The organism is Streptococcus sp. S1 (assembly GCF_034137685.1).
Taxonomy (GTDB): Bacteria; Bacillota; Bacilli; order Lactobacillales; family Streptococcaceae; genus Streptococcus; species Streptococcus dentalis.
Genome location: NZ_CP139418.1, coordinates 1412464 through 1437647 on the forward strand (window position 1 = coordinate 1412464; position 25184 = coordinate 1437647).

Here is a 25184-nt window from a genome sequence, read left to right on the forward strand (position 1 = left end):
ACTATCATTTTTTGATTTTTTTCACACGAATAATAACTTCACCTAAGATAAGACAAACTAATGAACCGATAGTTACAGGTAATTTATCAGCTAATGTTACTTCATCAAAAGATAATGGGAACGCTGTAAATAAAAGCGAAATCAAAATCATAACAATTGGAATTACAACCATAATTTTTAAAATAAAATCACTTCCTCCTACTTTAAAAGGTCGAGGAGTTTCTGGATCTATTTTTCTTAACTTATAAAATGCTGGAAAAACTGGTATATAAGAAAGCAGGAACATAACAAGGTTTAATGAGAAGAAGGCCCAAAACAAATCCTGATTTGGTAGTATTGGTGCAATGACTACTACAAATGTCGCAACAAAACCATTTGCTAAAGCTGATCCAATTGGCATGTTATTCTTTTTACTACGTTTTGCAAAAAACTTTGGCATATCTCCGTTTTCTGCAGCATAACATGCCGTGTTATTCACTCCTAATGACCATGAAATCATATTTCCAAAAAGAGTTAGTAAGAATAGAAATGCCATTAAAATTATAAACCATCCATTTTCTGATCCGGTCAAAAGTTTAAAGCTGTCCATCATACCGCTACTAGTAGAAATTTTATCAACAGGAATCGCTACACCAATACCAAATGCAGAAAATATATAAATAGCCGCAATAACTAAACCTGCAACAATTATAGATTGTGGTATTTGTTTTTTAGGATTCTCCATATCATCTGCACACGTACAAATAACCTCAAAGCCAAGTAGATTAAAAATAATAACAGAAATAAATGATAGACTGTTTAAATCGAATGATGGTAAAAGTGAATCCAACGTAATTTTATTAGCCATTCCTTTTGTAAAGGCAATATATAATCCCAAGACTCCCACTAATAGAGCTAATATCATTTTTATAATTGCCGCACCATTGAGGATCCATACGCTATCACTTGCCGGATAAAAGCTTATCCATATAATTAACCAAATAAATACAAGTTCAATTAATAATGTCCAGAACGTTGAAAACTCAACTCCTGTTATCGTTGTCAACAACCCAGGAGTCATAACAGCTAGTGATGCTAACCACAATGGAAAATTAATCCAATAATACCAGGAGGTCCTTGAGCCCCATCGATGTCCAAACGCCTTCGTCACCCAATCATAGATTCCACCATCACCTATATAAGTAGTACCTAATTCGGCTGAAATCAATCCGTATGGTAACAAAAAAGCAATTAATAAAAATAACCACCAAAAGAATTGAGAATTCCCAATCGCTGCAACTGGAGCTGCAGCTTCTGCAACAAATACTACACATATTACAGTTAATACTGTAGTAAACAAACTAAATTTTTTCTTTTCTTCCATTTTTTTCTCCTTCCTTTAAGAGGAGAGTAATAACATCGTCAATTTAAAGCAAATTGGCCCTTTTTATTTTAAAAATGATTCCAGTTCTGCTTTAGCTACAGATTGTTTTTCAAGGTCATATGGATGTCGTTTCGCAAAATCACGAAGTAGATAAACTAAGATACCTCGCATTGAAGTTAAGCGATTTTCCGCCTCATCAAAACAAACTGAATTTGGGCCATCCATCACTTCATCAGATACTTCTTCGCCACGTGTAGCAGGTAAACAGTGCATGAATTTACAATTTTCTCCTGCTTTTGCCATCATCTCTGAATCAACATGATATTTAGGATAGAAAATCTTCATACGTTCTTCTTCTGATAATTCCGCTTCATATAGGCCATACCATACATCAGTGTATAAGAAATCTGCACCAGTAATTGAATCAATATCATCAGTTACTAAATATTTACCACCTGATAGTTTACAAATTTCATCATATTTTGACTTATGCATATCATTTAATTGGAATCCCTTCGGACCGAAGTGAACAAATTCCATACCCATTTTCAATGTTATTAATCCTAAAGAGAAGCATACTTGAGTTGCATCTCCTACAAATACTACTTTACAATCTTCTAATTTTTTTCCTTTCGGCAAGTTTTCAATAATCGTAATCAGATCTCCCAATTCTTGTGTAGGATGATTATAATCACTCATACCATTAATTACTGGTACTTGAGAAAATTTTGCTAAATCAACTACACTCTTATGACGCTCAACACGTGCCATTATAATATCTGTTAAGCGAGAAACCACGGTTGCTGTATCTTCTAGTGTTTCGTGTCCTCCTAGTTGAATTTGACCGGGTGCCAAATATTGTGCGTGCCCTCCAAGTTGAGTCATAGCGGTTTCAAAAGAAATCCGTGTTCTTGTAGATGATTGTTGAAAAATCATACCTAGAGTTTTATTTTTCAACAAAGGTGGGTAATACCCATTTTTAATACAAGCTTTAATCTTAAGAGATAGCTCAGCCATTTCTAAAAGTTGCTCTTTAGAGAACTCTTCTGTTGTAATATAATCAATTTTATTGCTCATAATTGAGACCTCCTGTGTTGTTATGCTTTGATGATATTGCAAAATTTTATAGTTTGCGATAAACTTAAAGGTGTAAACCCTCTTTTTTAAAAGTTTAAGTACTAAACCCAGTATTTATGCTTTTAAAAATGTAATGCTATTTTAAATATAAACTCCCTATTTTATTGCTTTTAAATAAAGTTTAGAGTTTTAATTAGTTTCACAGAATAAATGGAGGCTAAATATGATTGAAATAGTTTATATATACAATGTATTTTTAATTATACTGTATACTTTGACCCTTGGTATTGTATTGACCTATTCTTTAAACTCAGAAAAGGATAAAAAATACTTATTTTTTGTAGTCGGTTTATATCTTGTTTTTTTTATTTTTGATAATCTGATCCTATCAATGACAGAAATAATTAAAGATTTCGGAAACACATATAACCAACACTTTCTGGGAGTTCCATTTGTTAAAACTGTCATATATCTTGTTAATAATATTTGTCAGTTTTGGATAGTTGCTAGACTGAGGAAAGAAACACCTTTATTAACGCACTATTGCTTTATTTCTATTACTTTTATATGGATGGCTTTCCCAATTCTAAACAATTCTCCATTAAGAGTTTTTATGTACTATTTACCCAATCAGCTTCTTTTGATTTATACTGGTATATATGCGAGACGAAATCTAACATCTTTGAATATTAGTAGTCGAAATAAAAATTACTTAAAAACTATTTCAAATATCGGAGTGCTATTTGGCATTCTAATTATCTTAGAAGATTTATTTGTAATTTTTAATATAGATTCGTATGACTTGTTGAATCTGCGAATTCAAAATAGAAATATGTGTGAAGACATGTTTACTATTGCTGTTTGTTATTTAATAATCAAATATATTCTTTCTGACTGGAAAGCTATTTCGAATGTAGAAGAACAATTAAGTTCATTTGATAAATCACAAAAAATTGACAACCCCAGTACACTAGATCTATTCTCTGAAAAACTTCATTTAACTGAACGTGAAAAAGAAATTCTTCCTCTACTTCTTGAACACAAAAACAATCAGGAAATTGCGGATCAATTGTTTCTTTCAGTTGGAACTGTGAAGACACATGTACACAATATTTTTATAAAACTTGAGATCACTAAACGAAATCAACTTTTCGAAGTATATAATTCCTTTGAAAACGAACATCCGGATCAATAATTGTGTCATAGTCCCGACTTTCAAAGATAGAAATAAAAAAAGGTCCCAGTGGATCTTTTTTTATGAGCTTAACATAAAATTTCTAATTAAGTATAAAAATAGGAAACCACACACAAAAAGCACTCTGGCTTCTTGTCAAGAGTGCTTTCCTGCTATTTTTAGCCAACTAAACCACTAAAGAATTTGACAATAGCATTCCAGATGGCTCCGAAGAAGCCGGTAATGGCATTCCACGTATTTGTGAAGAAGTTTCCACTATCTTTTAAAATAGCATTGGTATCAAAATTGAGATTGATATTATTAAAGGTATCGCCTGCCTTGTCTACGATACTATCTTTCAAGTCCGACAAGGTTTTAGTAAAGCTTTTGCTACTGATAACGCTACTCTTTGAAAGGTTGACTGCGAAATTCACGATCAAATTAATCTGATCACCTGTCACAGTTGTATCCAGCTTATAATTTTTCAGGGTTTCTTCGACGATCTTTCGAATATCATCTTTGGTTAAATCCTGATTGTTCTGTTTGGCATTGGCTACTGCCGCTTTTATGTCTGTTAATGCCACGTTCAATTTATCGGCATCGAAGTTTTTCTTTCCCGCGTTCTCTTCATTGATCCCGGATAGAGTCGTTAACTCTTCTTGGGCCAGATCTTTGCTTTCTTGAGAAACTTTGGCACCATTTTTTTCAAGCGAGTAATAAATCCCGGCTAAGGCACTTTCTCCGGTCACTTGGATAGGGGAGGCTACTGTAATTTGAGCATGCTCTAATCCAAGTGTAACGGCTGCATTACGATACATATCTGCAGTGACCTTGGTGATGTTTTGAGGTGTCACGATATTGACTTCTAGTGGCTTATTTTTACCTAATTTTTGAATTTTAACAGAGGAATAAAGTTCCAAACTATCATCGTTGGCAACGTTCATAATCGAAGAATAAACCTCTGGTGTCATGGTCTTCCATTCCTCTTTATCTTTTGAACCATCGTAGTTCAAGAGACTCAAGGTCTGTTCGATTTGACTTTGGTCTAGCGAATAGCCCAAAACATAGTCTGGCTTAACATAGGTTTCATCAATGACTTTCTGCACATTGCTATCTGCGGACACTCGTGGGACAGCTGTAAACAAAGCCAAAGTCGTCGTTACAAACAATGCAATCTTCTTTAATTTCATCTTTTTCTTCTTTCTAATTCAAATAAACTCTGGGCATCTCATATTACCTTTCTCACCTCACTAGAGATGAAAAAAGAAGTAAATAAATAGTTTACCCACTTCGATTTTCATTATACAGTTGATTTCTTAAAACTAGCTTACAGTTTTTTTAAGAATGCATGACATTTTTATTTTCCCCAAAGAAACTGGATCAACAGCCTATCTACTATTGGATTTTCATGAAGTTGGCTGTGCTGGGCACCTTTGCCATCAATCTTTTCTTCACGGTAGCTTTTTGCGCGCTCTGCTACTAGGTAACGAAGGGCTTTCGAAGAAACATTGAGAACCGATCCATCCGTCTCTCCACCGATATCACCATAGATATTCAGCACATCGATTTGATTTTCAGGATAGACTTCCCGAAGAGCTAAAAGATGCTGGTACTGCTCATTCATTGCGGAGGGTTTACCAGTTTGCGTATCTAGAGTCAACCCCTGGGGTAGGTTCATCCCTTCGATTCCAGCAACATGGTTTGCAATGGCGACCTGCTTGATAATTTTTGGTAAATTCTCATCACTTCCATGTTCCAGAAGATAATATAAGACAGACATATTTCCCATAGAATGAGCGACAAGGTTCATCTCTTTAAAATGATAGGTGTCTTGAAGCTTTTTGACCACCTGATAGGCATAATTGCTGATGACTTTTGGATCTGGCGTGCGATTGTTTTGGTATTCCACTTTGATTATTGGATTGACTGCGCCTTTTGGAATGGTCCCTGTCAGCCTTACCTGCCCATCATCAGCCACGTTTGCAGTGATGACGGTTTGTGTCACCCCTGCTTTTTTTGTCGCATCTGTCATGTGTTTTTCTGCATTGGCACTCGATCCATAACCATGAAAAAATAAGGTAGGACGACTACTTTGTAGGTAATTCGTGTGATCCAGCTGCGTTTTTTGTTGATACTTCCCAAAAAATGCGATACATAGGAGAATCAACCCCAAAAGCAGTCCGTAGAATGATTTTTTGTTCAATAGGAACTCCTCAAGATAATTTAAAACTAACTAGTATTTTATCATAGCTATTCAATGATTTCAAAATATTGAGAATGAAAGACCCAAAATACACAAAAGATCGTACGACTAAGGAGAAAGATAAGAGGCCGGACTACTTGTCTGACCTCTGAATTGATTGATTAAAACCATGAAAATAACTTCATAATCGTCATATTGGTTTCTACTAAACGGGAATAATAAATATTGCCCCCATTAATGTAGAGTTCCATCCCGTTCAAAAGAGAGATAGGGTGGAGGTAAAGATAAGTTTCACCGGTTACATTGCCAAGACTTGGTGCTACTACATCCCGTGAATAAGCGCGGGCCAACTCTAGGGAATTTGTTCCACCGTGTTTGGCGACGTAATCGATGTAGTCTTTCCCGAAATTATAGGCTTGAACCGCAGTCCAGCCATCAACGCCTTTTTTCTTGGCTTCTTTTAACTCATCTGAAAGAGTTTGAATTCCTTGGCGAATGCTGGCCTTATTATCACTAATAGTATTGGTCTCTCCACTTGCACTCTCACTCGCCTGCATGACATCGTCCTCACGGCCTTTGGTCTCCGTATAGATCATAGCAAGAATGAGATTTTCATTGGCCGTGGTGTCCTCTTCAGCAAGGACTTCTCTAACCAGGGAGCGGTACTGCATGACTTGTTTGACATCATGGTGGATCTGAATTCCCTTGTAGATTCCAAATATTAGTAAGATGAATAAGAAGATCTTCACTATACGTTTAATCATTATTTACTCTGTATATCCTCAATATTTTTGATCAAAATAGAATAGGTCCCGTTCTCGTTTAAAATAAATTCAACAGATTCTGCATCTTCATAGACATTATTCGGAACGATCAGTTCAATTCCATTTGACAATGACAATTTCTGATTTTCGAACTTCTTCAACTGGCGACTTGCATCAATCTCTTCAAAGGTGACAGGCTCTGGTACAGCTTCTTTGACTTGGTCAATAAAACTGAGGCGAGCTGTCAGATTGTCGTCGAAGAGATCATCCGCTAATTTCTCTGGAGAGAGTTTATTTTCTTCCTCAATATGGTTAAAAATAGCTGATTTAACCTTTGATTGAAATTGAAAATCATCTGTGTTAAAGCTTTCCGCAATCTTCTGGGCTGTTTTTTCTAGTGCCTTGATCGATTTTTTAGGAGAGATCTTGGGTTGCGCCTGCAACAGATTTTCAGAAAAATAGTTCAAGAACGTCCCATTGTACTTGATCCGTTTTTCAATCAAGTGGTATTTACGACTTTGAAGATTGATGACCAAGGCCTCATCAGCACCAGTCCCAAAACCAGGCAGATTATTTTGCGTCAGCTTAATCGGATTGTCAACTTCACCGCCAAGATGCGTCAAGGTTTCTCGTAAAGCGATCCGAAGAAAGGCAAAATGGTCCACCCCTTCTTTTGAGAATTTAATGAACACCAAATCGTTGGTCTTTTGATTCTCAGAGACGACAAATTCTTCCTTCCAACGATTCGCTACTGCGACTGAAGTTTCTAATAGGTCATCTGAAATCAACTCAAGAAAAGGATTGTCCTCTTCGAAAATACCAGTCCTGGCTTCATCAGAATAAACCCGTTCAATCTTCTTACGCAAGTATTCCTCGATTTTAGGCGTGATATTGAGAAATTTATCTGCCAGATAGAGATCGGTATCGTCTGGGCTAAATTGATGAATGATGGCTTTTTTTACGTAAATATCCATAAGATGGTTTAGTCCTCGTAAAGTGGAAAGGCGTCTGTCAAGGCTTTGACTTGGCTACGCACTTCGTCTAATACTTCTTGATTATCCGCATTCTTCAGCGCTTTGATCATGAGTTCAGCAACGGTGCGACTTTCTTTTTCACCAAAACCACGAGCGGTGATAGCTGCTGCACCAATCCGAATCCCACTGGTCTTAAATGGAGACAAGGTTTCATAAGGAATAGAGTTCTTGTTGAGGGTGATATTGACTTCATCCAACAAGTTTTGCGCCACTTTCCCATTTTCAACGACTTTGGTGACGTCGACAAGGAAAAGGTGGTTCTCTGTTCCGCCTGAAATGACACGGAAATCAGGATCTTGCAAGAAGACATCAGCCATGGCCTGACTGTTCTTAATCACGTTAGCTGCATATTCTTTAAAGGCAGGATCCAGCGCTTCTTTGAAAGCGACAGCTTTAGCTGCAATGACATGCTCCAACGGTCCTCCTTGAATACCAGGGAAAATAGCAGAGTTAATTTTCTTAGCCAATTCCTCGTCATTGGTCAAGATTAGGCCTCCACGAGGGCCACGAAGGGTCTTGTGAGTGGTCGTAGTCGTGATATGGGCATAAGGAACTGGACTTGGATGAAGACCTGCTGCCACGAGACCAGCAATATGGGCCATGTCAACCATGAGCTTAGCTCCTACTGCATCCGCAATCTCACGGAATTTTGAGAAATCAATAATATGAGAGTAGGCTGAGGCACCAGCAACGATGAGTTTTGGCTTCACTTCTTGGGCTTGTTTTAAGATGGCGTCAAAATCCAAGAGCTCTGTTTCAGGATCTACACTATAGGACACAAAGTTATAGGTTTGACCAGAGAAGCTCACAGAAGCTCCGTGCGTCAAATGTCCACCGGCAGCTAAATCCATCCCCATAACAGTATCACCAGGCTCAATCAAGGCCATATAGGCAGCGCAGTTTGCCTGACTTCCTGAATGTGGTTGAACGTTCGCAAATTTAGCACCAAAGATTTCTTTGGCCCGTTCGATCGCGAGACTTTCGACCACATCGACAACATCTGTCCCACCATAGTAACGACGACCAGGGTAGCCTTCGGCATATTTATTGGTCAGAATAGACCCTTGAGCAGCCATCACTGCCTTAGAGACGACATTTTCAGAAGCAATCAACTCAATATTGTTTTGTTGACGCTCTTCTTCTTTAGCGATCGCATTCCATAGGTCTACATCATAGGCTTTGTAATCTTCTTTATCAAAAATCATGGGTCTACTCCTTTATAAAAAATTATTTATGTACATTATCACTGAGGAAGTTCATCTTCCTCAAAGGAAAGTTCGGGCACTTGTGCAAGCAAATCAGCTTTGGTAATCGAACCTTGGCGCAAAATCCTGGCCTTGGAACCAGAGATATCTAGGATAGTTGAATCTTGACCAGTCAGAAATTCATCATCCTCTATACCAGGAACCACTTGATCAAACTCGCTTATAATAGCCTGATACTTTGTTCCACTTGCATGACCTGAAAGATTGGCCGAGGGACCAACTAAAGGACCGTATTTACGAATTAATTCCAACGTTTTTGGGTGAGCCGGAATACGAAAACCAACTGTATCCAATCTTGAATGAATCCAGTCTGGTACCTTTTTATTCGCCTGAAGAATAATAGTCAGAGGCCCTGGTAAAAATGAATCAATCAGTTTTGTTAAATAGCCAGGTTGATTTTTCGAATAAAGTCGAATATCTTCTTCGCCGGCTACATTTAAATTCAGAGCCTTGTCTCTCGGTCTACGTTTTAATTCGTATATATAATCAACTGCCTCTTGATTCAAAGCTTTGGCAAAAATACCATAGACTGTTTCAGTTGGCAGAATAACCGCACGTCCTGCTTCTAATTCTTTCTCAATGTGATCCATTGTCTACTACTACCATCCTATCTTGTCCAAATTGGTCTTTCAGAACGCGAACGCGTTTGTCAGGAAACGCTTCTTGAAAGAGCTCTTTTACTTTGCTTCCTTGCTTATAGCCAATTTCTAGATAGATCTTTCCGTCTGGTGTTAAAACACTTGGTGCTTGCTGGGCAATCTTTTCGTAGATGGCATATCCATCACGATCCGCAAAAAGAGCTAAGTGGGGTTCAGAGGCTAAAACATTGGCTCCAACCTCTTCTACATCATCCCGAGAGATATAGGGAGGGTTGGACACAATCAGGTCATAAGGACCTTCTAGTTCGTCCAGTACATCTGACGACTTGAATTCAAGGACAGCTTCTAATTGCTTGGCATTTTCTTGAGCCAGGGCTAAAGCCTCTTCTGAGACATCACTAGCTTGAACCTGCCAGGTAGATCTAGCGAGGGCTAGGCTAATGGCAATGGCCCCACTTCCTGTTCCGATATCCAGAACTTGTAAGGTATCCCCATCATTTTCTTCCAGAATGAGAGCGACCAATTCTTCCGTTTCAGGTCGTGGAATCAGCACGCGCTCATCAACTGTAAAAACATGGCCACAAAATTCGGCGCTCCCAATAATATACTGGGCAGGGACGTGATGTTTCAACTGCTCAAAGATGGATTCAAGCAAGGCCTGATCCTCTACTTCCACTTCTTTTTGCAAGGCAAGGACAAAGTCTGTAAAGGTCCAGTGTTTTAAAGCACGATACGCGAAGGAGAGGCTTTCTGCTTCCTCTCCAACGGCTATTAATTCTTCTTCATACTGGGCTAATAATGGTCCCAACAACATTATTTGTTCAACTCTTCTAATTTTTGTGTTTGATCATACAAGACCAAAGCATCGACCACTTCATCTAATTTACCAGATAAGATGGTGTCCAGTTTTTGAAGGGTCAAACCAATCCGGTGATCAGTCACACGGTTTTGAGGGAAGTTGTAAGTCCGGATCCGCTCTGAACGGTCACCAGTCCCGATAGTAGACTTCCGCTCAGCGTCTTGCTCGTCTTGGGCAATCTGAGCAAAGTGGTCAGCCACACGCGCACGGATGATCTTCATGGCTTTTTCGCGGTTCTTCTGTTGCGTCCGTTCTTCCTGCATCTCAACCTTGATATTGGTTGGCAAGTGGACGATACGAACGGCTGTAGCGACCTTATTGACGTTCTGTCCACCCGCACCAGATGCGTGGTAGATATCAATCCGAAGGTCTTTTGGATCAATGTCGTACTCGACTTCTTCAATTTCTGGCATAACCAGAACTGTAGCAGTCGAAGTATGGACACGACCTTGGCTTTCTGTCACAGGAACTCGTTGCACCCGGTGGGCACCAGATTCATACTTGAGTTTTGAATAAACCGATTGACCAGAAACCATGGCTACGACTTCTTTAATCCCACCAACGCCATTGTAGGAAGCTTCCATGACTTCAAAACGCCAGCCTTGGCTTTCTGCGTATTTTTGGTACATCTGCAAGAGGTCACCAGCAAACAATTGGGCTTCGTCTCCTCCAGCTGCTCCACGGATTTCCAAGATAATGTTCTTGTCATCGTTTGGATCTTTTGGAAGAAGTAAGATCTTCAGTTTTTCTTCGTACTCTTCCTTTTCAGCCTTTGCATCTTTTAGCTCTTGCTTGGCCATTTCTTCCAAGTCCGCATCGCCGCCTGCTTCCTTAATCATTTCCTCAGCGTCAACAATGTTTTGAAGGACTTGCTTGTACTCTCGGTATGCTGTCACCGTATCACGAGTGGAAGCCTCTTCTTTTGAAAGCTCCATAAAACGTTTGGTATCAGAGACCACATCTGGGTCACTCAATAACTCTCCTAACTCTTCGTATCGGTCTTCTACAGCCTGTAGTTGATCATAGATATTCATGTTCGCTCCTTAATTCTTGGTTGTTAGATCATAGATTGCTACAATTTCGTCTTCTATGACTTCGCCAGTTTCTTTAAATCCATAATGGAGATAGCAAGATCTCGCTTGATTATTTTCCGGTTCATAAGATAACCAAAGACTTGTCGCTTTTCCAGCTGGCTCTGTTTGAACAAAGTCAATGACTGCATCCATAGTCGGTTTAAAATAGCCTAAACCTTGAAATCGTTTATCGATCATAAAACGAAATAACAAGTAGTTCCCCTTGCTGATCTCAATTTTCTGGTCATAGGCAATTATAACAAAACCAACTAATACTTCCTTATCATAAACTGCTAAGGGAGCTATAAAATCACCATTTTTATCATATACATAGGCTTCAGCTAAACTAATGGAATTGGATGCAATAAAATTCCTTTGATTTGGATGAACTTCTAGATTTAAAACGTCAAAATAATTCTCTATTGTAATATCTTTTAAACAAATAGACATTATTATCCTCTCTAAAACGTTCTAGACGCTTTCGGTTGGTATGTCTGGATTAAAATAATGCTTGCGGCAAACCGAGATATAGGTCTCGTGTCCACCGATCTGGATCTGCTCTCCATCATAGACAGGTTTACCCGCTTGGGTACGCAAGACCATGGTCGCCTTGCGGGAACAGTATTGGCAGATGGTTTTGATCTCCTCGATCTTGTCGGCTAACAAGAGGAGGTGTTTGGAACCTTCAAAGAGTTCATTTCGGAAATCATTTTTGAGGCCAAAAGCCATGACCGGCACATCCAGTTCATCCACGACTCTTGCCAAGTCATAGACATGGTGTCGTTTCAAAAATTGAGCTTCATCAATTAAGACACAGTAAGGTTTGATTGCTTGGTTTTTAATAAAACCAAAGATATCCGTATCGTCTTCAATTGCAACAGCTTCTCGTTTCATACCGATCCGGCTAGAAACTACTCCAACTCCATCTCGTGTATCGATTGCCGAGGTCATGATGACGACGCTCTTGCCTTGCTCTTCATAATTATGGGCCACCTTCAAGATCTCAATGGTTTTCCCCGAGTTCATGGTCCCATATTTATAATATAATTGTGCCATTTTCCTTTTGTTCTCTCTAAAATGTGTTTCATTATCATTTTACCATAATTTTGCTAAGCTTTGTATCCCAAAATGTGATAAAATAGTCCTATAAAAAATTTAGGAGGTGGCCATATGCCATTTGTACGAATTGACCTTTTTGAAGGACGCACCTTGGAACAAAAGAAAGCCCTCGCTAAAGAAGTAACGGAAGCTGTTGTCCGCAATACTGGCGCTCCTCAGTCAGCTGTTCACGTTATCATTAATGATATGCCTGAAGGCACTTACTTCCCTCAAGGTGAAATGCGCACCAAATAATATTTCCGCTAAAAAAAGCCTTTCTTGCTTGTGATATCACATAGCAGGAAAGGTTTTTGTTTTATTTTTCTTGAGCTTGACGTTCTGCTTTCCGTTCTTCGAATTCTTCGTCACTCATCAAAGTTCCGCCAAGATTAGCTGATTTGGCAAAGGCTGTATAGCGACGCAACCAACCGCTGGAAATTTTTGATTTGAATGGTTTCAAATGTTTGCGACGTTCTGCAAGGGTTGCATCATCGACAAGCAAATCAATAGTACGATTTGGTAGGTCAATCACGATTTCGTCCCCGTCTTCAATCAAGGCGATATTTCCACCTTCTGCTGCCTCTGGAGAAACGTGACCAATAGCAATCCCACGAGTAGCTCCTGAGAAACGACCATCCGTAATCAGTGCCACATCCTTACCAAGACCGCGTCCGACAATCTTAGAGGTTGGCGCTAGCATCTCTGGCATACCAGGACCACCCTGAGGACCCTCGTAACGAATAACAACGACATGGCCCTTCTTGACTGTTCCATTGTCAATCAACTCAAGGGCTTGATCTTGTGAATCGCAACAAATAGCTTTACCACGGAAAGTAGTCACAGATGGATCGACCCCACCGACCTTGATAACAGCTCCATCCTGAGCGATATTTCCGTAGAGGATCGACAAACCACCTACAGGTGAAATAGGATGTTCGATTGGATGGATAATTTCTTCATTTTTGATTTCAGCACCAGCTACGTTTTCTTTCAAGGTTTTACCAGTAACTGTGATACGATCACCCTTAATGGCACCTTTTTTGATCAACTGATTGATAATGGCTGGTACACCACCAGCTTCATGCACATCATGCATCGTATAAACACTTGAAGGTGCAATCTTAGAGAGATAAGGTGTCTTCTTGGCAATTTCGTTGATATCTTTGAGATCATAGTCAATCCCTGCTTCACGCGCAATTGCGAGCGTATGAAGCACAGTATTGGTTGAACCACCCATGGCCATATCGAGCGCAAAGGCATCGTCGATGGCTTCTTTGGTCACAATATCCCGTGGACGGATATCCTTTTTAATATTCTCTACCAATTGTTTAGCCGCTTGGCGAACCAATTCACGACGTTCATCTGAAACCGCTAGGATGGTACCATTTCCAGGAAGAGCAAGGCCTAATACTTCCATCAAACAGTTCATGGAATTGGCAGTAAACATACCAGAGCAAGAGCCACAGGTTGGGCAGGCATTTTTTTCCAAGAAATCGAGCTCATCCATGCTCATATCACCAGCTTGATAAGTACCTACAGCTTCAAACAAACTTGAGAGCGTCGCTTGATGCCCCGTCATGTCAACGCCACCCTTCATGGGTCCACCAGAACAAAATACGGCAGGCACATTGGTCCGCATGGCAGCTAAAATCATTCCTGGTGTAATCTTATCACAGTTGGGAATATAGAAAACACCATCAAACCAGTGGGCATTGATGACTGTTTCAGCAGCATCTGCGATCAACTCGCGAGATGGCAAACTATAACGCATCCCGATATGGCCCATAGCAATCCCGTCATCGACACCGATGGTATTAAATTCAAAAGGAATCCCACCAGCCTCGCGGATAGCCTCCTTAGCAACATCCGCTAATTCACGCAGGTGAACATGTCCTGGAACGATATCAATATAGGAGTTACAAATGGCAATAAAGGGCTTTTGCATATCCTTTGCTGATTTTACTTGCCCTGTTGCATAGAGGAGACCACGCGCTGGTGCTCGGTCAATCCCCATTTTGATCATATCACTTCTCATCTTGTTCTCCTTCTAGTTCTTCATTTCTACCTCCTAATCTTACCACTTTGACATCAATTGTCAAGAACTTTCAGAAAATTTATAATATTCACGGTACACAAAAAGTCTGGTTTCCCAGACTTCATTTTAGTTTGTTTGCTTTTTTTCGATCTGCCAGAGCCGAAGTTGGTAACAAATTCCACTCACGACAAGGCTAGAAATAAGGCCGATCCAATAAGCATAGGGACCGAGGTTGGTCACATGGTCAAGGAAAATCCCTAGTGGGATAGAGATACACCAATAACTAAAGACTCCTAATAAGAAAGGAACCGTTGTATCCTTATAACCCCGCAAAATCCCTTGAAGGGGGGCTGCAAAAGTATCAGCCACTTGGAAAAAGAGGCTATAGGTCATGAAAATCGCTGTTTGTTGCACAAAGATTGGATCCTTGCCATATAGTCCTGCCAGTTGGAAGCGGAATGTATAGAGAAAGACCAGGGTGACAATGGCAAAGCCAAAGGCTGTCAGCCGGCCCAAACGGCAGTATTGTTTGACGACTTCTGGTCTTCCTGCTCCCAGTTCGTAAGATACGATAATCGCCATGGTACTGGAGATACTAACCGGGAAAGCATACATCAGGGTAGAAAAATTCATGGCTGATTGGTGACTCGCGATGGTGAGTGATGGGAATTTTGCCATTAATAGACCAACGAGCGAGAAGATGATGACTTCTGCAAAAACAATTCCACCGATTGGAAGCCCAAGTCGCAATACCTCTTTCATCCCTTTAAAATCATAAGGCTGCGGCTTCCACAATTGGAAAGGTGCTACCTTAGGGTGTTTGCACAAGATCAAAACCGCAATCACCAGCAGGACCCAGTAGGCCAGAGAGGTTCCAAGACCTGCTCCTGCTCCTCCCATCTCAGGAAAACCAAATGCTCCATAGATCAGGATATAGTTAAAACAAGCATTGAGAGGCAAAAGCAAGAGCATCAAGTACATCGATAGACGCGTCATTCCCAAGGTATCGAGGAAGGTCCGCACGATACTAAAGAGCAACAAGGGTAAGATTCCCAGAGAAAGGAAATATAAATAGCGAATAGCTATTTGGGCAACAACATTTTCTAAACCGATCTGCTTGAGAATCATGGGTGCAATGCCCCAAACAAAGCCTATTAAGAGAATGGCCATACCAAATGACATATAGAGGAATTGGTAAAAATCGCCAGCAATCCGTTCTTTATTTCCCTTTCCTAAATGATGCCCAACAATCGGCGTCAGCGCAGAGACAATCCCGGTCAGGAAAGTAAAAAATGGATTCCACAGACTGGTAGCTGTCGAAACACCAGCCAAATCAAGGGTCCGGTACTGACCAGTCATGGCTGTATCAACAAAGCTGGCTGAATAATTGGCCAATTGGTAGATTAAAATCGGCAAAAATAGACTCAAAAACAAGCGCAAGCGCTCTTTAAAGTGATAGGTTACATACATGATTCTAACTCTCTTCTCATCAAATAAGAAATAAGATTTTCTCCTCTTCCACTCTACTATATGTTTCCTTAAAAGTCAAAAAAAGCCGAAGATCCAAGGACCTCCGGTTCATCTGTAATTAGTGTTTATTGCGGTTTAAAATAGCGTTGAGAACGATCGCCAAGACACTGGCAACGACAATTCCGTTAGCAAAGAACATTTGGAATCCTGTTGGAAGGCCATTGAAGAGGGTGCTGTTGTTCAAACCAACCCCTGCAGCAATCGATACAGCAGCGATCAAGAAATTGTGCTCATTGTGTTCAAAATCAACACGCGCAAGAATCTGCATCCCTTGAATCGATACAAAACCAAACATGACCAGCATCGCTCCCCCAAGAACTGGACTTGGAATGATTTGTGCTAAAGCTCCAAACTTAGGAAGGAGACCAAGAAGAACAAGGAAACCAGCCGCATAGTAGATTGGAAGACGAGTCTTGATACCAGACAATTTGACCAAGCCAACATTTTGTGAGAATCCAGTGTATGGGAAGGTATTGAAGATACCGCCGAGAAGGACGGCCAACCCTTCAGCGCGATAACCATTGCGAAGGCGCGTGCTATTAATTGGATCTTTGGTAATATCAGAAAGAGCAAGATAGACACCTGTTGATTCCACCATAGAAACTGTCGCGATGATACACATCATGACGATTGAGGTGATTTCAAACTTAGGAGCTCCAAAGAAGAAAGGTGTTGGAACGTGAACGACTGGTGCTTGAGCTACAGGTGTGAAGTCTACCAAGCCCATAGAAGCCGCAATGGCAGTACCTGTGATCAAACCAATCAAAATTGAAATGGATTTAATAAAACCAGTCGTATAGATATTAACAACTAAAATGATGAGAATAGTCACCACAGCCAAGATCAAGCTTTGAACGGTTGGTTTTGGCGCATTATTTCCCATATTTCCAATCGCTACTGGAATCAAGGTCAAACCAATGGTGGTAATAACGGATCCCGTTACAATAGATGGGAAGAGATTGGCAATCTTAGAGAAGAAACCAGAGACAAGGATTACATAAATCCCTGAGACAATCAAGGCACCAAACATGGCCCCACTACCATGGCTAGCCCCGATCATGCTGAGAGGTGCCACAGACTGGAAGGCAACCCCAAGGACTACCGGAAGACCGATCCCAAAGTATTTATTGAGCTGCACTTGAAGGAAAGTTGCGACCCCACACATGAAGATATCTGTAGATATGAGGTAGGTTAGTTGATGAGCGTTATAGCCCAAAGCTCCTGCGATCATGATCGGTACCAAAATAGATCCCGAATACATGGCCAAAAGGTGTTGCAAGCCTAGAATGGCCGCCTGTGAATGGCTTTCTTGTTTTTGCATTAGATGTCTGCCTCCTTAAATACAACCTGACCATTTTCAAAACGGTCCAAACGTGCGAGGGATACAACTGGATATCCCAACTCTTCTAACAATCCCCGTCCATCTTGGAAGGATTTTTCAATCACGATCCCAATCGCTTCGACTTGAGCACCAGCTTGTTCGATGATTTGAATCAACCCTTTGGCTGCTTGCCCATTTGCAAGGAAATCGTCAATGATCAAAACCTTATCCGATGGATCCAAGAATTTACCCGCAATCGAAACGGTGCTGGTGACTTGCTTGGTAAAGGAATAAACCTCAGCCGTCAAGATGCCCTCATTCATCGTGATGTTTTTCGCCTTCTTAGCAAAGATCATGGGAACATCCAAGGCTTCAGCTACATAAAGGGCTGGTGCAATCCCAGATGCTTCAATGGTTACGACTTTCGTCACGCCAGCATCTTTAAAACGGTCCGCAAAAGTCTGACCAATTTCTTTCATCAATTTAAAATCCACTTGGTGGGTCAAAAAGGAGTCCACCTTGAGGATATTCTCACCTAAAACATTGCCATCTTTTAAGATGCGCTCTTCCAGTAATTTCATACTTCCTCCTACTTTTTTAAAAAATCCTCTACTTCAATCATAAAACACAAAAAGGCCTGCTAAGCAAGCCTTGAAATCTCTCTAAAAAGAGAAATAATCCCGACTTACTTATTGTTAGGTGTTCCGGCACCTTGTAGAAACATCACGCCCATTCGTGAAATAAATAAGTAATTCAATTAGTGTGCATCGCCATTCCAGATAGAATTCTTAACGATCACATAGTCAACGTGTTTCAAATCTGCTAATTTTCGGCCTCCTGCATAAGAGATCGAACTTTGCAAATCTTGTTCCATTTCCGTTAAGGTGTCTTGCAAATGACCCTTGGCAGGCAATAAAATCTTCTTACCTTCGACGTTTTTATAAGCGCCTTTTTGGTACTCTGAAGCAGATCCATAGTACTCTTTGAAAGACTCTCCATCAATCTCTACTGTTTTACCAGGACTTTCGATATGGCCTGCAAAGAGAGAACCAATCATGACCATAGACGCCCCGAAACGAATCGATTTGGCTATATCACCATGGGTCCGAATACCACCGTCCGCAATTATTGGCTTACGCGCTGCTTTTGAGCACCAGCGAAGAGCAGCCAATTGCCAACCACCTGTACCAAATCCAGTCTTCACTTTGGTGATACAAACCTTACCAGGGCCGATCCCGACCTTAGTCGCATCAGCTCCCGCATTTTCCAATTCACGAACAGCTTCAGGTGTTCCAACATTTCCAGCAATGACAAAGGTATCTGGTAATTGTTTCTTGATGTGTTGAATCATCCGAATGACACTCTCCGCATGACCGTGTGCGATATCAATAGTGATGTACTCAGGCGCATCTGCCTTCAGTTGACTCACAAAGTCGTATTCGTATTCCTTAACACCAACCGAAATGGAAGCGATCAAACCTTGCTCATGCATGCGTTTGACAAAAGGAATCCGACCCGCTTCATCAAAACGGTGCATGATGTAGAAATAACCACCACGCGCCAACTGCTCTGCCACATTCTCATCCAAGATTGTCTGCATATTTGCAGGAACCACTGGAAGCTTGAAGGTATGCTTCCCAAATTGGACAGTTGTGTCTGCTTCTGACCGGCTATTGATGATACATTTGTTGGGAATCAACTGAATATCTTCATAGTCGAAAATAGGAAATTCATTTAACATAGATTGAAAAATCTCTTTTCTAAAAGCTGACCTACCTATGCGCAAGCGCATCGCTACGTCTCTTGACGTTTCCTTGATAGATTATACCAAAGATACGGACCTAATGCAACGGGAATGATTTTATAGGAAACAACGTTCGGAAATTACAAGACAAAAACCTGTTTCAAACAGAGAAACAGGTTTTATTTATGAACATTTTGGAGCCAATTGTTGACTTCTCTAGCTACAATTTCTGGCGCCTCTGTATACAGTTCGTGCCCCAAACCATCTAGCAAGACTTGCTTGATCTGGGGATCTAGTTGCTTCAGAGCTTCTTTTCTCCATTCAGGCTCTTCTTGGTATTGAGGTCCAATAAAAAGGACAGGCAGGTCTGCCAGTGGAATCTGGTAAGTCTTGATCTGACGCCGTATACGCAATAAAGCCATGACCTTTTCGAGATCCAGATTTAATTCATATTGTTCACTCACTGGATTCCAACGATAGCTAGCCTCTACCGCTTTTCGCGCTATAGGAGTAGGATCTGCTCCATCACCAAGTTCTGATAACACAGCTTCTTCTAAAGTTGCAAAGACTTGCTGCTGCATGAAAGACGCCGTTCCTTCTAGCTCTTCTTCAAGAGGCAGGATCTTTTCCATATCCAAATAACCCCCATCCAGGAGAATCAGAGCTCGAATCTGAAGAAACTCGCCAGCCAGATAACGAGCCAAATCTCCACCCAAGGAATGCCCCAATAAACAGATCTCTTCCGCCTGGCCGATCCGATCTTGAAACCAAGCACGAAGATCGTTTTCTGTCTGAATCATTTCCCTATAGGGATCTAGAAAGGTCACAGGAAAGCCTAGCTCATCAATAAGTGGAGCCAGATGGTAGCCATTACCACCTAGGCCACCAATAAAATAATACTGCATGTGTTTTGTCTCTTTTCTATAAGAATAAAAGCTTATGAAAGCTATACATATTTAGTCATCCTTCCCCTACTATCATACCGAAATACAGTTTGAAGTTCAAGTTAGTCACTAGCTAGGGGAATTGGATACACAAAAAGAGATTCTTGAGGTCTCTTACTATTTGCTTCTAACTGAATGAACGAGAAACAAAAAATCCACTCACTCGGGGTGAAATGGATTGTTTCTTTATTAACGGTTCAACAAGAAATTGAACAATTTTTCGACAATTTTTACGACCAACCAGCATAAGAATCCGATATAGCTGAAATAGAAAATGAGTGACAAAATCGTAATAATCATGGTTTCCTCCTTCGTCGATTGCAAGTACTTGTCTTATTATACCTTTTTATGCAATCGAACTCAATAGAATTTTGAAAATTGTCTGATTATTCTTTTTCTTCTTTAGCTTCTTTGGTGTCTTGATCAGCTTCTTCACTGCCTTTATTGACAGCAGTCTTAAATTCAGCAAACATTTTGCCGATGGACTGACCCAACTCTGGCAGTCGTTTTGGTCCAAAAATCAAGAGGGCGCCCAGGATGATGATGATCAATCCTGGTGCTCCAATATCACGTAAAATTCCCATTAGTTTCTCCTTTTTCTTGAATAGATGACTTTACTGATGGCGACACTGACTTCAAATAAGAGGATCAAAGGGAGTGTCATGGCCAAGTCACTGATAAAGTCTGCAGGTGTTAGCACGACGGCTAAGACCAGCAGGACAAAGTATGCGTATCGTCGGTAGGTTATTAAAAACTGTGGTGTCAAGAGCCCAATCGAGGTCAGAAAAGCGACCAAAACTGGTAACTCGAACAAGACCCCTAAAGGCAAGGTGGTGTGCCATAAGAAGGTTAGATAATTTTGTGCCGTCAATTGGGTATCAAACAGCCCTTCTCCCAAGCGCATCAAGACCTCTAAAATAGCTGGGCTAACAAAGAAATAACCAAATGCAAGTCCCAACACAAAGCAAATAAAGCTAGCTGGGATGTAGGCAAAGACTGCACGCGCCTCCTTCTCCTTCAAAGCCGGCCTTACAAATTGCCAAATCTGGTAGACAATAAAGGGCAAGGTTAGGCTAAAGGCTGTGAGATTAGCCAGCGATACATAGATCCAGAGGATATCATTTGGTCCCAGTACCAGCAGTTTTTGACGCAGGCTAGCCGTCAAGGCTTGGTAGAGTTCTCCACCAAATACAAAGGCTACGATGAAGACGATAATATAACATAAGACCACTGCGATCAATCGTTTTCGAAATTCGACCAAATGTTCAACAATGGTCATTTCATCTGCTCTACTCTTTGCCATGCTGTCTCACCGTGATAAGGGCGATCAAGGCCACAAAGATTAGTTGGGGAAGAAGAACTTCCCAACTTGGATAGATTCCCGCCCAATCGATGGTTGGAAGTCCATTGACCAAATGGCTAGGGAGGATATTGGTCAACTGAAGGGCGTGGATACTGACACCGAGCATCTTGAAGGCCAAGGCATAAATCAACCAAGTCAAAATGAAAAAGATTCTATGAGGTTGGATAGCTTGACTAGCCTTGGTCATTGCCACTGCAATGATGATGAGAACAGCTATAGCAAGCCCGATTCCCAGTAAGAAATTCGCAGTTGTAATCCGCGGAATGATCCCGACATAAAAGAGAATGGTCTCAGCCCCTTCACGAAAGACTGCTAAGAAACTGAGAGCAAACATAGAGACAAAGCTTCCTGTAGCCGTCACGGTCTTCATTTGACGGTCCATAAAGGCATTCCACTGTTTGACAGAGGACTTGCTGTGGAGCCAAATTCCGACGAGAATCATCATGACTACAGCGAAAATCCCAACGCCACCTTCAATGATTTCCCGGTTAGCCCCCGAAGTAACGGCTGGAAAAGCTACTTGCAAAACAATAGCGATCACTGCACTGGCAAGAACACCAGCAATGGCTCCACCGTAGACCCATTTGAGGCCTTTCCTCATCTTAGCGGCCTTAAGGGTCGTCACAAGCGCCATGACAATCAGCAGCGCTTCTACTCCTTCACGCAGAAGAATCAACATGGCATCAAAAGCGTTGTAAGAAGCTGTAGTATCGATCGCAGACAGGTCCTTGATCAAGGCTTGTAATTTCTCTTGATAGGCCTTTTCTTTCCCCTTGACCATAATGACCGGGGATTCACTTTCTACGCGCGTGTAGAGACTGGGATTGGTCGTGCTAACATCCTCTTCGATAGTTGGCCAGATCGTGATGAACTGCTTCATAGTCGCTGCAGCAGACTTTTCATCCCCAGCTTGGAATTGGCTTTGCGCCTTCTCCAAAAGCTTGATCCCATCGTTCAGCGTCAAATCCGTACTGGCACTGCTAATGGCCTCTCCTTTTACAAAGGCATCAATCCCATTTTTGAGGTCGTCATAAGAGGACTGGATGTTGGTAAAATCGGTAGGCTCTGTTTCAATACTACTGCGCAAGAGGGAAATGGCCGTCTCGATTTTGCCATAGTAGGCTGTGCTGTGATCTCTTACCACTGCTTCGTTTCGCGTCCAGGTATTATTGAGATCGGCATAGGTTTGACGGGTTTTATCCAGATCCTTAGCTGTAATGGCATTTTGTAGGTTCTTAAAAGAAGGTGCGAGGCGACTCACGAGTTTGTCTTTTTCCGCCTCTAAATCGACCGGATTTTGCTCTTTTTCAAAAGCCAGCAAGGCTGATGAGATCTTGGTGAGATCGTCTTTGGTTACCTCCCCTTTTATAGTCAGGGCTTGGCTAACTTTTTTCCCTGCCTTGGAATCATGGTGGTCTTTGGATTCAAAATCAGCCTGAATCTCAGAGATCAATTCCTTGGCTTTTTTCTGGTCCTTATTTTGTACAGCGGTTGTTGCATCTGTGATCTTGATAAAGAGTTCGCTATAAGACTCCGCAGCTACTGGATGAGTCCAGAACAAGGCAAGAAGGCCGAACAAGATCAAGAGTTTATTCAAAGAGTGCTTGACCAAGATACCCTCCTTTCTCAACGCCTGCAAAGCAAGCAAAGAGTCCACTTCCGATATGGGTGATATACTCGTTCATTTTGTCTACTGCGCCCAAGTTGGTTTGGATTTTGACAAAGCTGTTCGGATCCTTTTGAAAGGCGATAAAGATCAAGCCAGCATCAAATTGCCCAGTCTGTTCATTGATGCCATCCGAATAGGAATATGACCGGCGTAAAATCGGTCGATCGACTTCTTTGGCCAAACGGACATGTGAATCAACTGGTAGTTTAGATAAATCTACTTCATCAAATTCGTTGGTTTTACCAAATGGAGCACCAGACTCCTTGTAGCGACCAAAGGTGTTTTCTTGCTCCTGCAAATTGGTTCGGTCCCAAGTTTCCAAGTGCATTTGCACTAGGCGAAGAGCCATATAAGAACCACCCTTCATCCAGTCCTTGCTGTCAGTCCAGACGACCTTGTCAAAATCCTTCTCAGTCGTGACATTTGCTGTTCCATCCTTGAAACCAAAGAGGTTGCGCGGCGTTTCTTTTCGGTCACCAATAGCTGCAAATCCTGATTTACTCCACTTCATGGTGATGGTATTGCGACCTTTACGAATCAGATTTCGTACCGCATGAAAGGCTACTTGCTCATCATCTGCACAGGCCTGAATGACGATATCGCCACCCGTATATTTGTCCTGCAACTGCTCCTTTGGAAATGGGGGTAAATCACGAAATAGTTTCGGACGTTTGGCCTCCAAGCCCAGTTTCTTTAGAAAGGAAGCCGAAACCCCAAAAGTCAGGCTCAAGCGATAAGGGTTGAGTCCTACTGTTTCACCTGTATCTGTTGGAGGCAAGAGGGCATTGGAACCATCTTTTTTGACCAACTCTCCTTCGACTAATTTACTACTATAATCAGTCCAATCTTTAAAGAGCTGGATGACTTCTTTTTTGTCCGTCGTGTGAAGATCTAACACAACCAAGTAACAAGCCTTCTGCATGGGCGCTGTAATCCCTGCTTGGTGCTTGCCATAAAAGGAGATATCTTCGTCTCCATCATAAGCTTTTTTGCTGGAACTGTCTTGATTAGCGAAAAAAGCAGATGCACCAGAGAGGCCCAGCGCTAGACCAGCCCCTCCAATACCTGCTTTTTTAAGAAATTCACGACGGTCCATTTTTTTATCTAAAAATTTGTCGTCAGCCATTTTTCTTATTTCCCATCTAAAATCACACCCATTTGAGACAAAGGTTCACCAAGTTTGGTCACAGCTTCTGCCAATTCCTTGGTATCTTCCTTGGATAAATCTGTGTAAGACTTATAATTTGAATCATCTGTCATATGTTTGTCCAATAAAGCATTAACATTCTTGAATTCTGATTCCAAGGTTTTAACCAATTTGGCATCTTTTTTCTCAATCAAAGGTTTAAAGAGAGAGAAGATCTTTTCAGCCCCTTCAATATTGGCACGGAAGTCGTAAAGATCTGTATGAGAGAAGACTTCTTCTTCACCCGTAATCTTTTGTGTTGCCACTTCATTGAGTAGATCGACAGCTCCGGTCAACATGATATCCGGTGTGACTTCTACTGTAGCAATTTTAGCTTTCAACTCCTTGATATCGTTCACCAGTTGGTCAGCGTATTTGTCTGTTCCATCTGTAGTATTGTTTTCCCAAAGGATACGCTCAATCCGGTGGAAACCTGACCAGCCATCTTCTGATTTATTTTCATCCACATAATCCACCAAGCGGTAGTCGATTTTGACATCCGATTCTCCGTAGGTCTCAGCAATCGGTTCGGAACGTTCATAAGCCATACGGATCAAGGGGTATTGCTTTTTAGCTTCTTCCAAATTCCCAGCTTTTAGCGTATCTCGAAATCCTTCTGTATCCTTGAGCAATTGGTCGATTTGCATTTCGACAAAGTCTTTGTATTCAGCCGTCGCATTGTCCAAGGTCTTCTGGTCAGCCTTTGACAACTGCACTGTTGAGCTGGTTTGCGTCTTCTGACTGGACTGTTTGCTAGTAGAATTTGCACACCCTGCTAAAAGGGCAACACTCAATAAGAGTAGACTATATTTTTTCATGAAAGACTTCTCCTCATTTGTTCTTGCCCTTATTCTACCAGAAGTTTTCTCATTTTTCAATAATT

The 25184-nt window shown here is 41.2% G+C and carries 25 protein-coding genes and 1 riboswitch; of the genes, 2 read left to right on the top strand and 23 right to left on the bottom strand.

Annotation, left to right across the window (positions count from 1 at the left end; genetic code table 11):
* Positions 1-4: 4 nt before the first annotated feature.
* Positions 5-1363, bottom strand: a complete 1359-nt coding sequence (locus SM121_RS06870) for an APC family permease (protein WP_003011838.1) — start codon at positions 1361-1363, stop codon at positions 5-7.
* A gap of 63 nt (positions 1364-1426) precedes the next feature.
* Positions 1427-2440, bottom strand: a complete 1014-nt coding sequence (gene ptcA / locus SM121_RS06875; RefSeq protein ID WP_013903610.1) for a putrescine carbamoyltransferase — start codon at positions 2438-2440, stop codon at positions 1427-1429.
* A 223-nt stretch (positions 2441-2663) separates the two neighbouring features.
* Here ptcA and SM121_RS06880 point away from each other — a divergent pair, with 223 nt between their 5' ends.
* Complete coding sequence (locus tag SM121_RS06880) at positions 2664-3635, top strand: response regulator transcription factor (RefSeq protein WP_024055560.1); 972 nt, start codon at positions 2664-2666, stop codon at positions 3633-3635.
* A gap of 158 nt (positions 3636-3793) precedes the next feature.
* On the opposite strand, the gene SM121_RS06885 is transcribed toward SM121_RS06880, so the two are convergent.
* From SM121_RS06885 to SM121_RS06930, 10 genes are all read right to left on the bottom strand, one after another.
* Positions 3794-4804, bottom strand: coding sequence for a DUF1002 domain-containing protein (locus tag SM121_RS06885; protein ID WP_270298238.1), 1011 nt, complete (start codon positions 4802-4804; stop codon positions 3794-3796).
* A 167-nt stretch (positions 4805-4971) separates the two neighbouring features.
* The gene (locus SM121_RS06890) at positions 4972-5766 is read right to left on the bottom strand and encodes an alpha/beta hydrolase (RefSeq protein WP_407073058.1); all 795 of its coding nucleotides are present in this window, start codon (positions 5764-5766) and stop codon (positions 4972-4974) included.
* 212 nt (positions 5767-5978) lie between these two features.
* A complete protein-coding gene (locus SM121_RS06895) occupies positions 5979-6581 on the bottom strand; it encodes a lysozyme family protein (protein WP_003001568.1) in 603 nt (200 codons plus the stop codon).
* Positions 6581-7555: a nucleoid-associated protein gene (locus SM121_RS06900; protein ID WP_320910706.1), complete on the bottom strand. Its 975-nt coding sequence runs from the start codon at positions 7553-7555 to the stop codon at positions 6581-6583. Before SM121_RS06900 ends, SM121_RS06895 begins: the two co-directional genes overlap by 1 nt.
* A gap of 8 nt (positions 7556-7563) precedes the next feature.
* Positions 7564-8820 (bottom strand): serine hydroxymethyltransferase, encoded by a 1257-nt coding sequence (gene glyA, locus SM121_RS06905; RefSeq protein ID WP_320910707.1) that lies wholly within the window; start codon positions 8818-8820, stop codon positions 7564-7566.
* Between the two features lie 38 nt (positions 8821-8858).
* Entirely contained in the window at positions 8859-9470 is a 612-nt protein-coding gene (locus tag SM121_RS06910) for an L-threonylcarbamoyladenylate synthase (RefSeq protein WP_320910708.1), read from the bottom strand.
* Positions 9457-10293: a peptide chain release factor N(5)-glutamine methyltransferase gene (gene prmC, locus SM121_RS06915; protein ID WP_320910709.1), complete on the bottom strand. Its 837-nt coding sequence runs from the start codon at positions 10291-10293 to the stop codon at positions 9457-9459. Before prmC ends, SM121_RS06910 begins: the two co-directional genes overlap by 14 nt.
* Positions 10293-11372: a peptide chain release factor 1 gene (gene prfA, locus SM121_RS06920; protein WP_003007273.1), complete on the bottom strand. Its 1080-nt coding sequence runs from the start codon at positions 11370-11372 to the stop codon at positions 10293-10295. Before prfA ends, prmC begins: the two co-directional genes overlap by 1 nt.
* Positions 11373-11381: 9 nt before the next feature.
* Positions 11382-11861 (bottom strand): GNAT family N-acetyltransferase, encoded by a 480-nt coding sequence (locus SM121_RS06925; RefSeq protein WP_320910710.1) that lies wholly within the window; start codon positions 11859-11861, stop codon positions 11382-11384.
* 21 nt (positions 11862-11882) lie between these two features.
* On the bottom strand, positions 11883-12467 hold the full coding sequence (locus SM121_RS06930; protein WP_003001444.1) for a thymidine kinase: 585 nt from the start codon (positions 12465-12467) through the stop codon (positions 11883-11885).
* Positions 12468-12581: 114 nt separating this feature from the next.
* Here SM121_RS06930 and SM121_RS06935 point away from each other — a divergent pair, with 114 nt between their 5' ends.
* Positions 12582-12764 (top strand): 4-oxalocrotonate tautomerase, encoded by a 183-nt coding sequence (locus SM121_RS06935; RefSeq protein WP_001117401.1) that lies wholly within the window; start codon positions 12582-12584, stop codon positions 12762-12764.
* A 61-nt stretch (positions 12765-12825) separates the two neighbouring features.
* On the opposite strand, the gene ilvD is transcribed toward SM121_RS06935, so the two are convergent.
* From ilvD to efeO, 11 genes are all read right to left on the bottom strand, one after another.
* Positions 12826-14544: a dihydroxy-acid dehydratase gene (ilvD, locus tag SM121_RS06940; protein ID WP_320910711.1), complete on the bottom strand. Its 1719-nt coding sequence runs from the start codon at positions 14542-14544 to the stop codon at positions 12826-12828.
* A gap of 126 nt (positions 14545-14670) precedes the next feature.
* Positions 14671-16014: an MATE family efflux transporter gene (locus SM121_RS06945; RefSeq protein WP_270298260.1), complete on the bottom strand. Its 1344-nt coding sequence runs from the start codon at positions 16012-16014 to the stop codon at positions 14671-14673.
* Between the two features lie 118 nt (positions 16015-16132).
* A complete protein-coding gene (locus tag SM121_RS06950) occupies positions 16133-17395 on the bottom strand; it encodes a nucleobase:cation symporter-2 family protein (protein ID WP_214259902.1) in 1263 nt (420 codons plus the stop codon).
* Positions 17395-17976: a xanthine phosphoribosyltransferase gene (locus SM121_RS06955; RefSeq protein ID WP_003001484.1), complete on the bottom strand. Its 582-nt coding sequence runs from the start codon at positions 17974-17976 to the stop codon at positions 17395-17397. The genes SM121_RS06950 and SM121_RS06955 overlap by 1 nt, the downstream gene beginning before the upstream one ends.
* 91 nt (positions 17977-18067) lie before the next feature.
* Positions 18068-18163: riboswitch (purine riboswitch) on the bottom strand.
* Positions 18153-19136: a GMP reductase gene (gene guaC / locus SM121_RS06960; protein WP_320910712.1), complete on the bottom strand. Its 984-nt coding sequence runs from the start codon at positions 19134-19136 to the stop codon at positions 18153-18155. (Overlaps the previous riboswitch by 11 nt.)
* Positions 19137-19318: 182 nt before the next feature.
* Positions 19319-20044 (bottom strand): alpha/beta hydrolase, encoded by a 726-nt coding sequence (locus SM121_RS06965; RefSeq protein ID WP_320910713.1) that lies wholly within the window; start codon positions 20042-20044, stop codon positions 19319-19321.
* 425 nt (positions 20045-20469) lie between these two features.
* Complete coding sequence (locus SM121_RS06970; protein WP_003007243.1) at positions 20470-20667, bottom strand: Sec-independent protein translocase subunit TatA/TatB; 198 nt, start codon at positions 20665-20667, stop codon at positions 20470-20472.
* Positions 20667-21386, bottom strand: coding sequence for a twin-arginine translocase subunit TatC (gene tatC, locus SM121_RS06975; protein WP_320910714.1), 720 nt, complete (start codon positions 21384-21386; stop codon positions 20667-20669). Before tatC ends, SM121_RS06970 begins: the two co-directional genes overlap by 1 nt.
* On the bottom strand, positions 21373-23058 hold the full coding sequence (locus SM121_RS06980) for an FTR1 family iron permease (RefSeq protein ID WP_320910715.1): 1686 nt from the start codon (positions 23056-23058) through the stop codon (positions 21373-21375). Before SM121_RS06980 ends, tatC begins: the two co-directional genes overlap by 14 nt.
* Positions 23036-24241 carry an iron uptake transporter deferrochelatase/peroxidase subunit gene (gene efeB / locus SM121_RS06985; protein WP_320910716.1) on the bottom strand — a complete coding sequence of 402 codons (1206 nt, stop codon included), beginning with the start codon at positions 24239-24241 and terminating at the stop codon, positions 23036-23038. The genes SM121_RS06980 and efeB overlap by 23 nt, the downstream gene beginning before the upstream one ends.
* Before the next feature lie 5 nt (positions 24242-24246).
* Positions 24247-25119 (bottom strand): iron uptake system protein EfeO, encoded by an 873-nt coding sequence (gene efeO / locus SM121_RS06990; RefSeq protein ID WP_320910717.1) that lies wholly within the window; start codon positions 25117-25119, stop codon positions 24247-24249.
* Between the last annotated feature and the right edge of the window lie 65 nt (positions 25120-25184).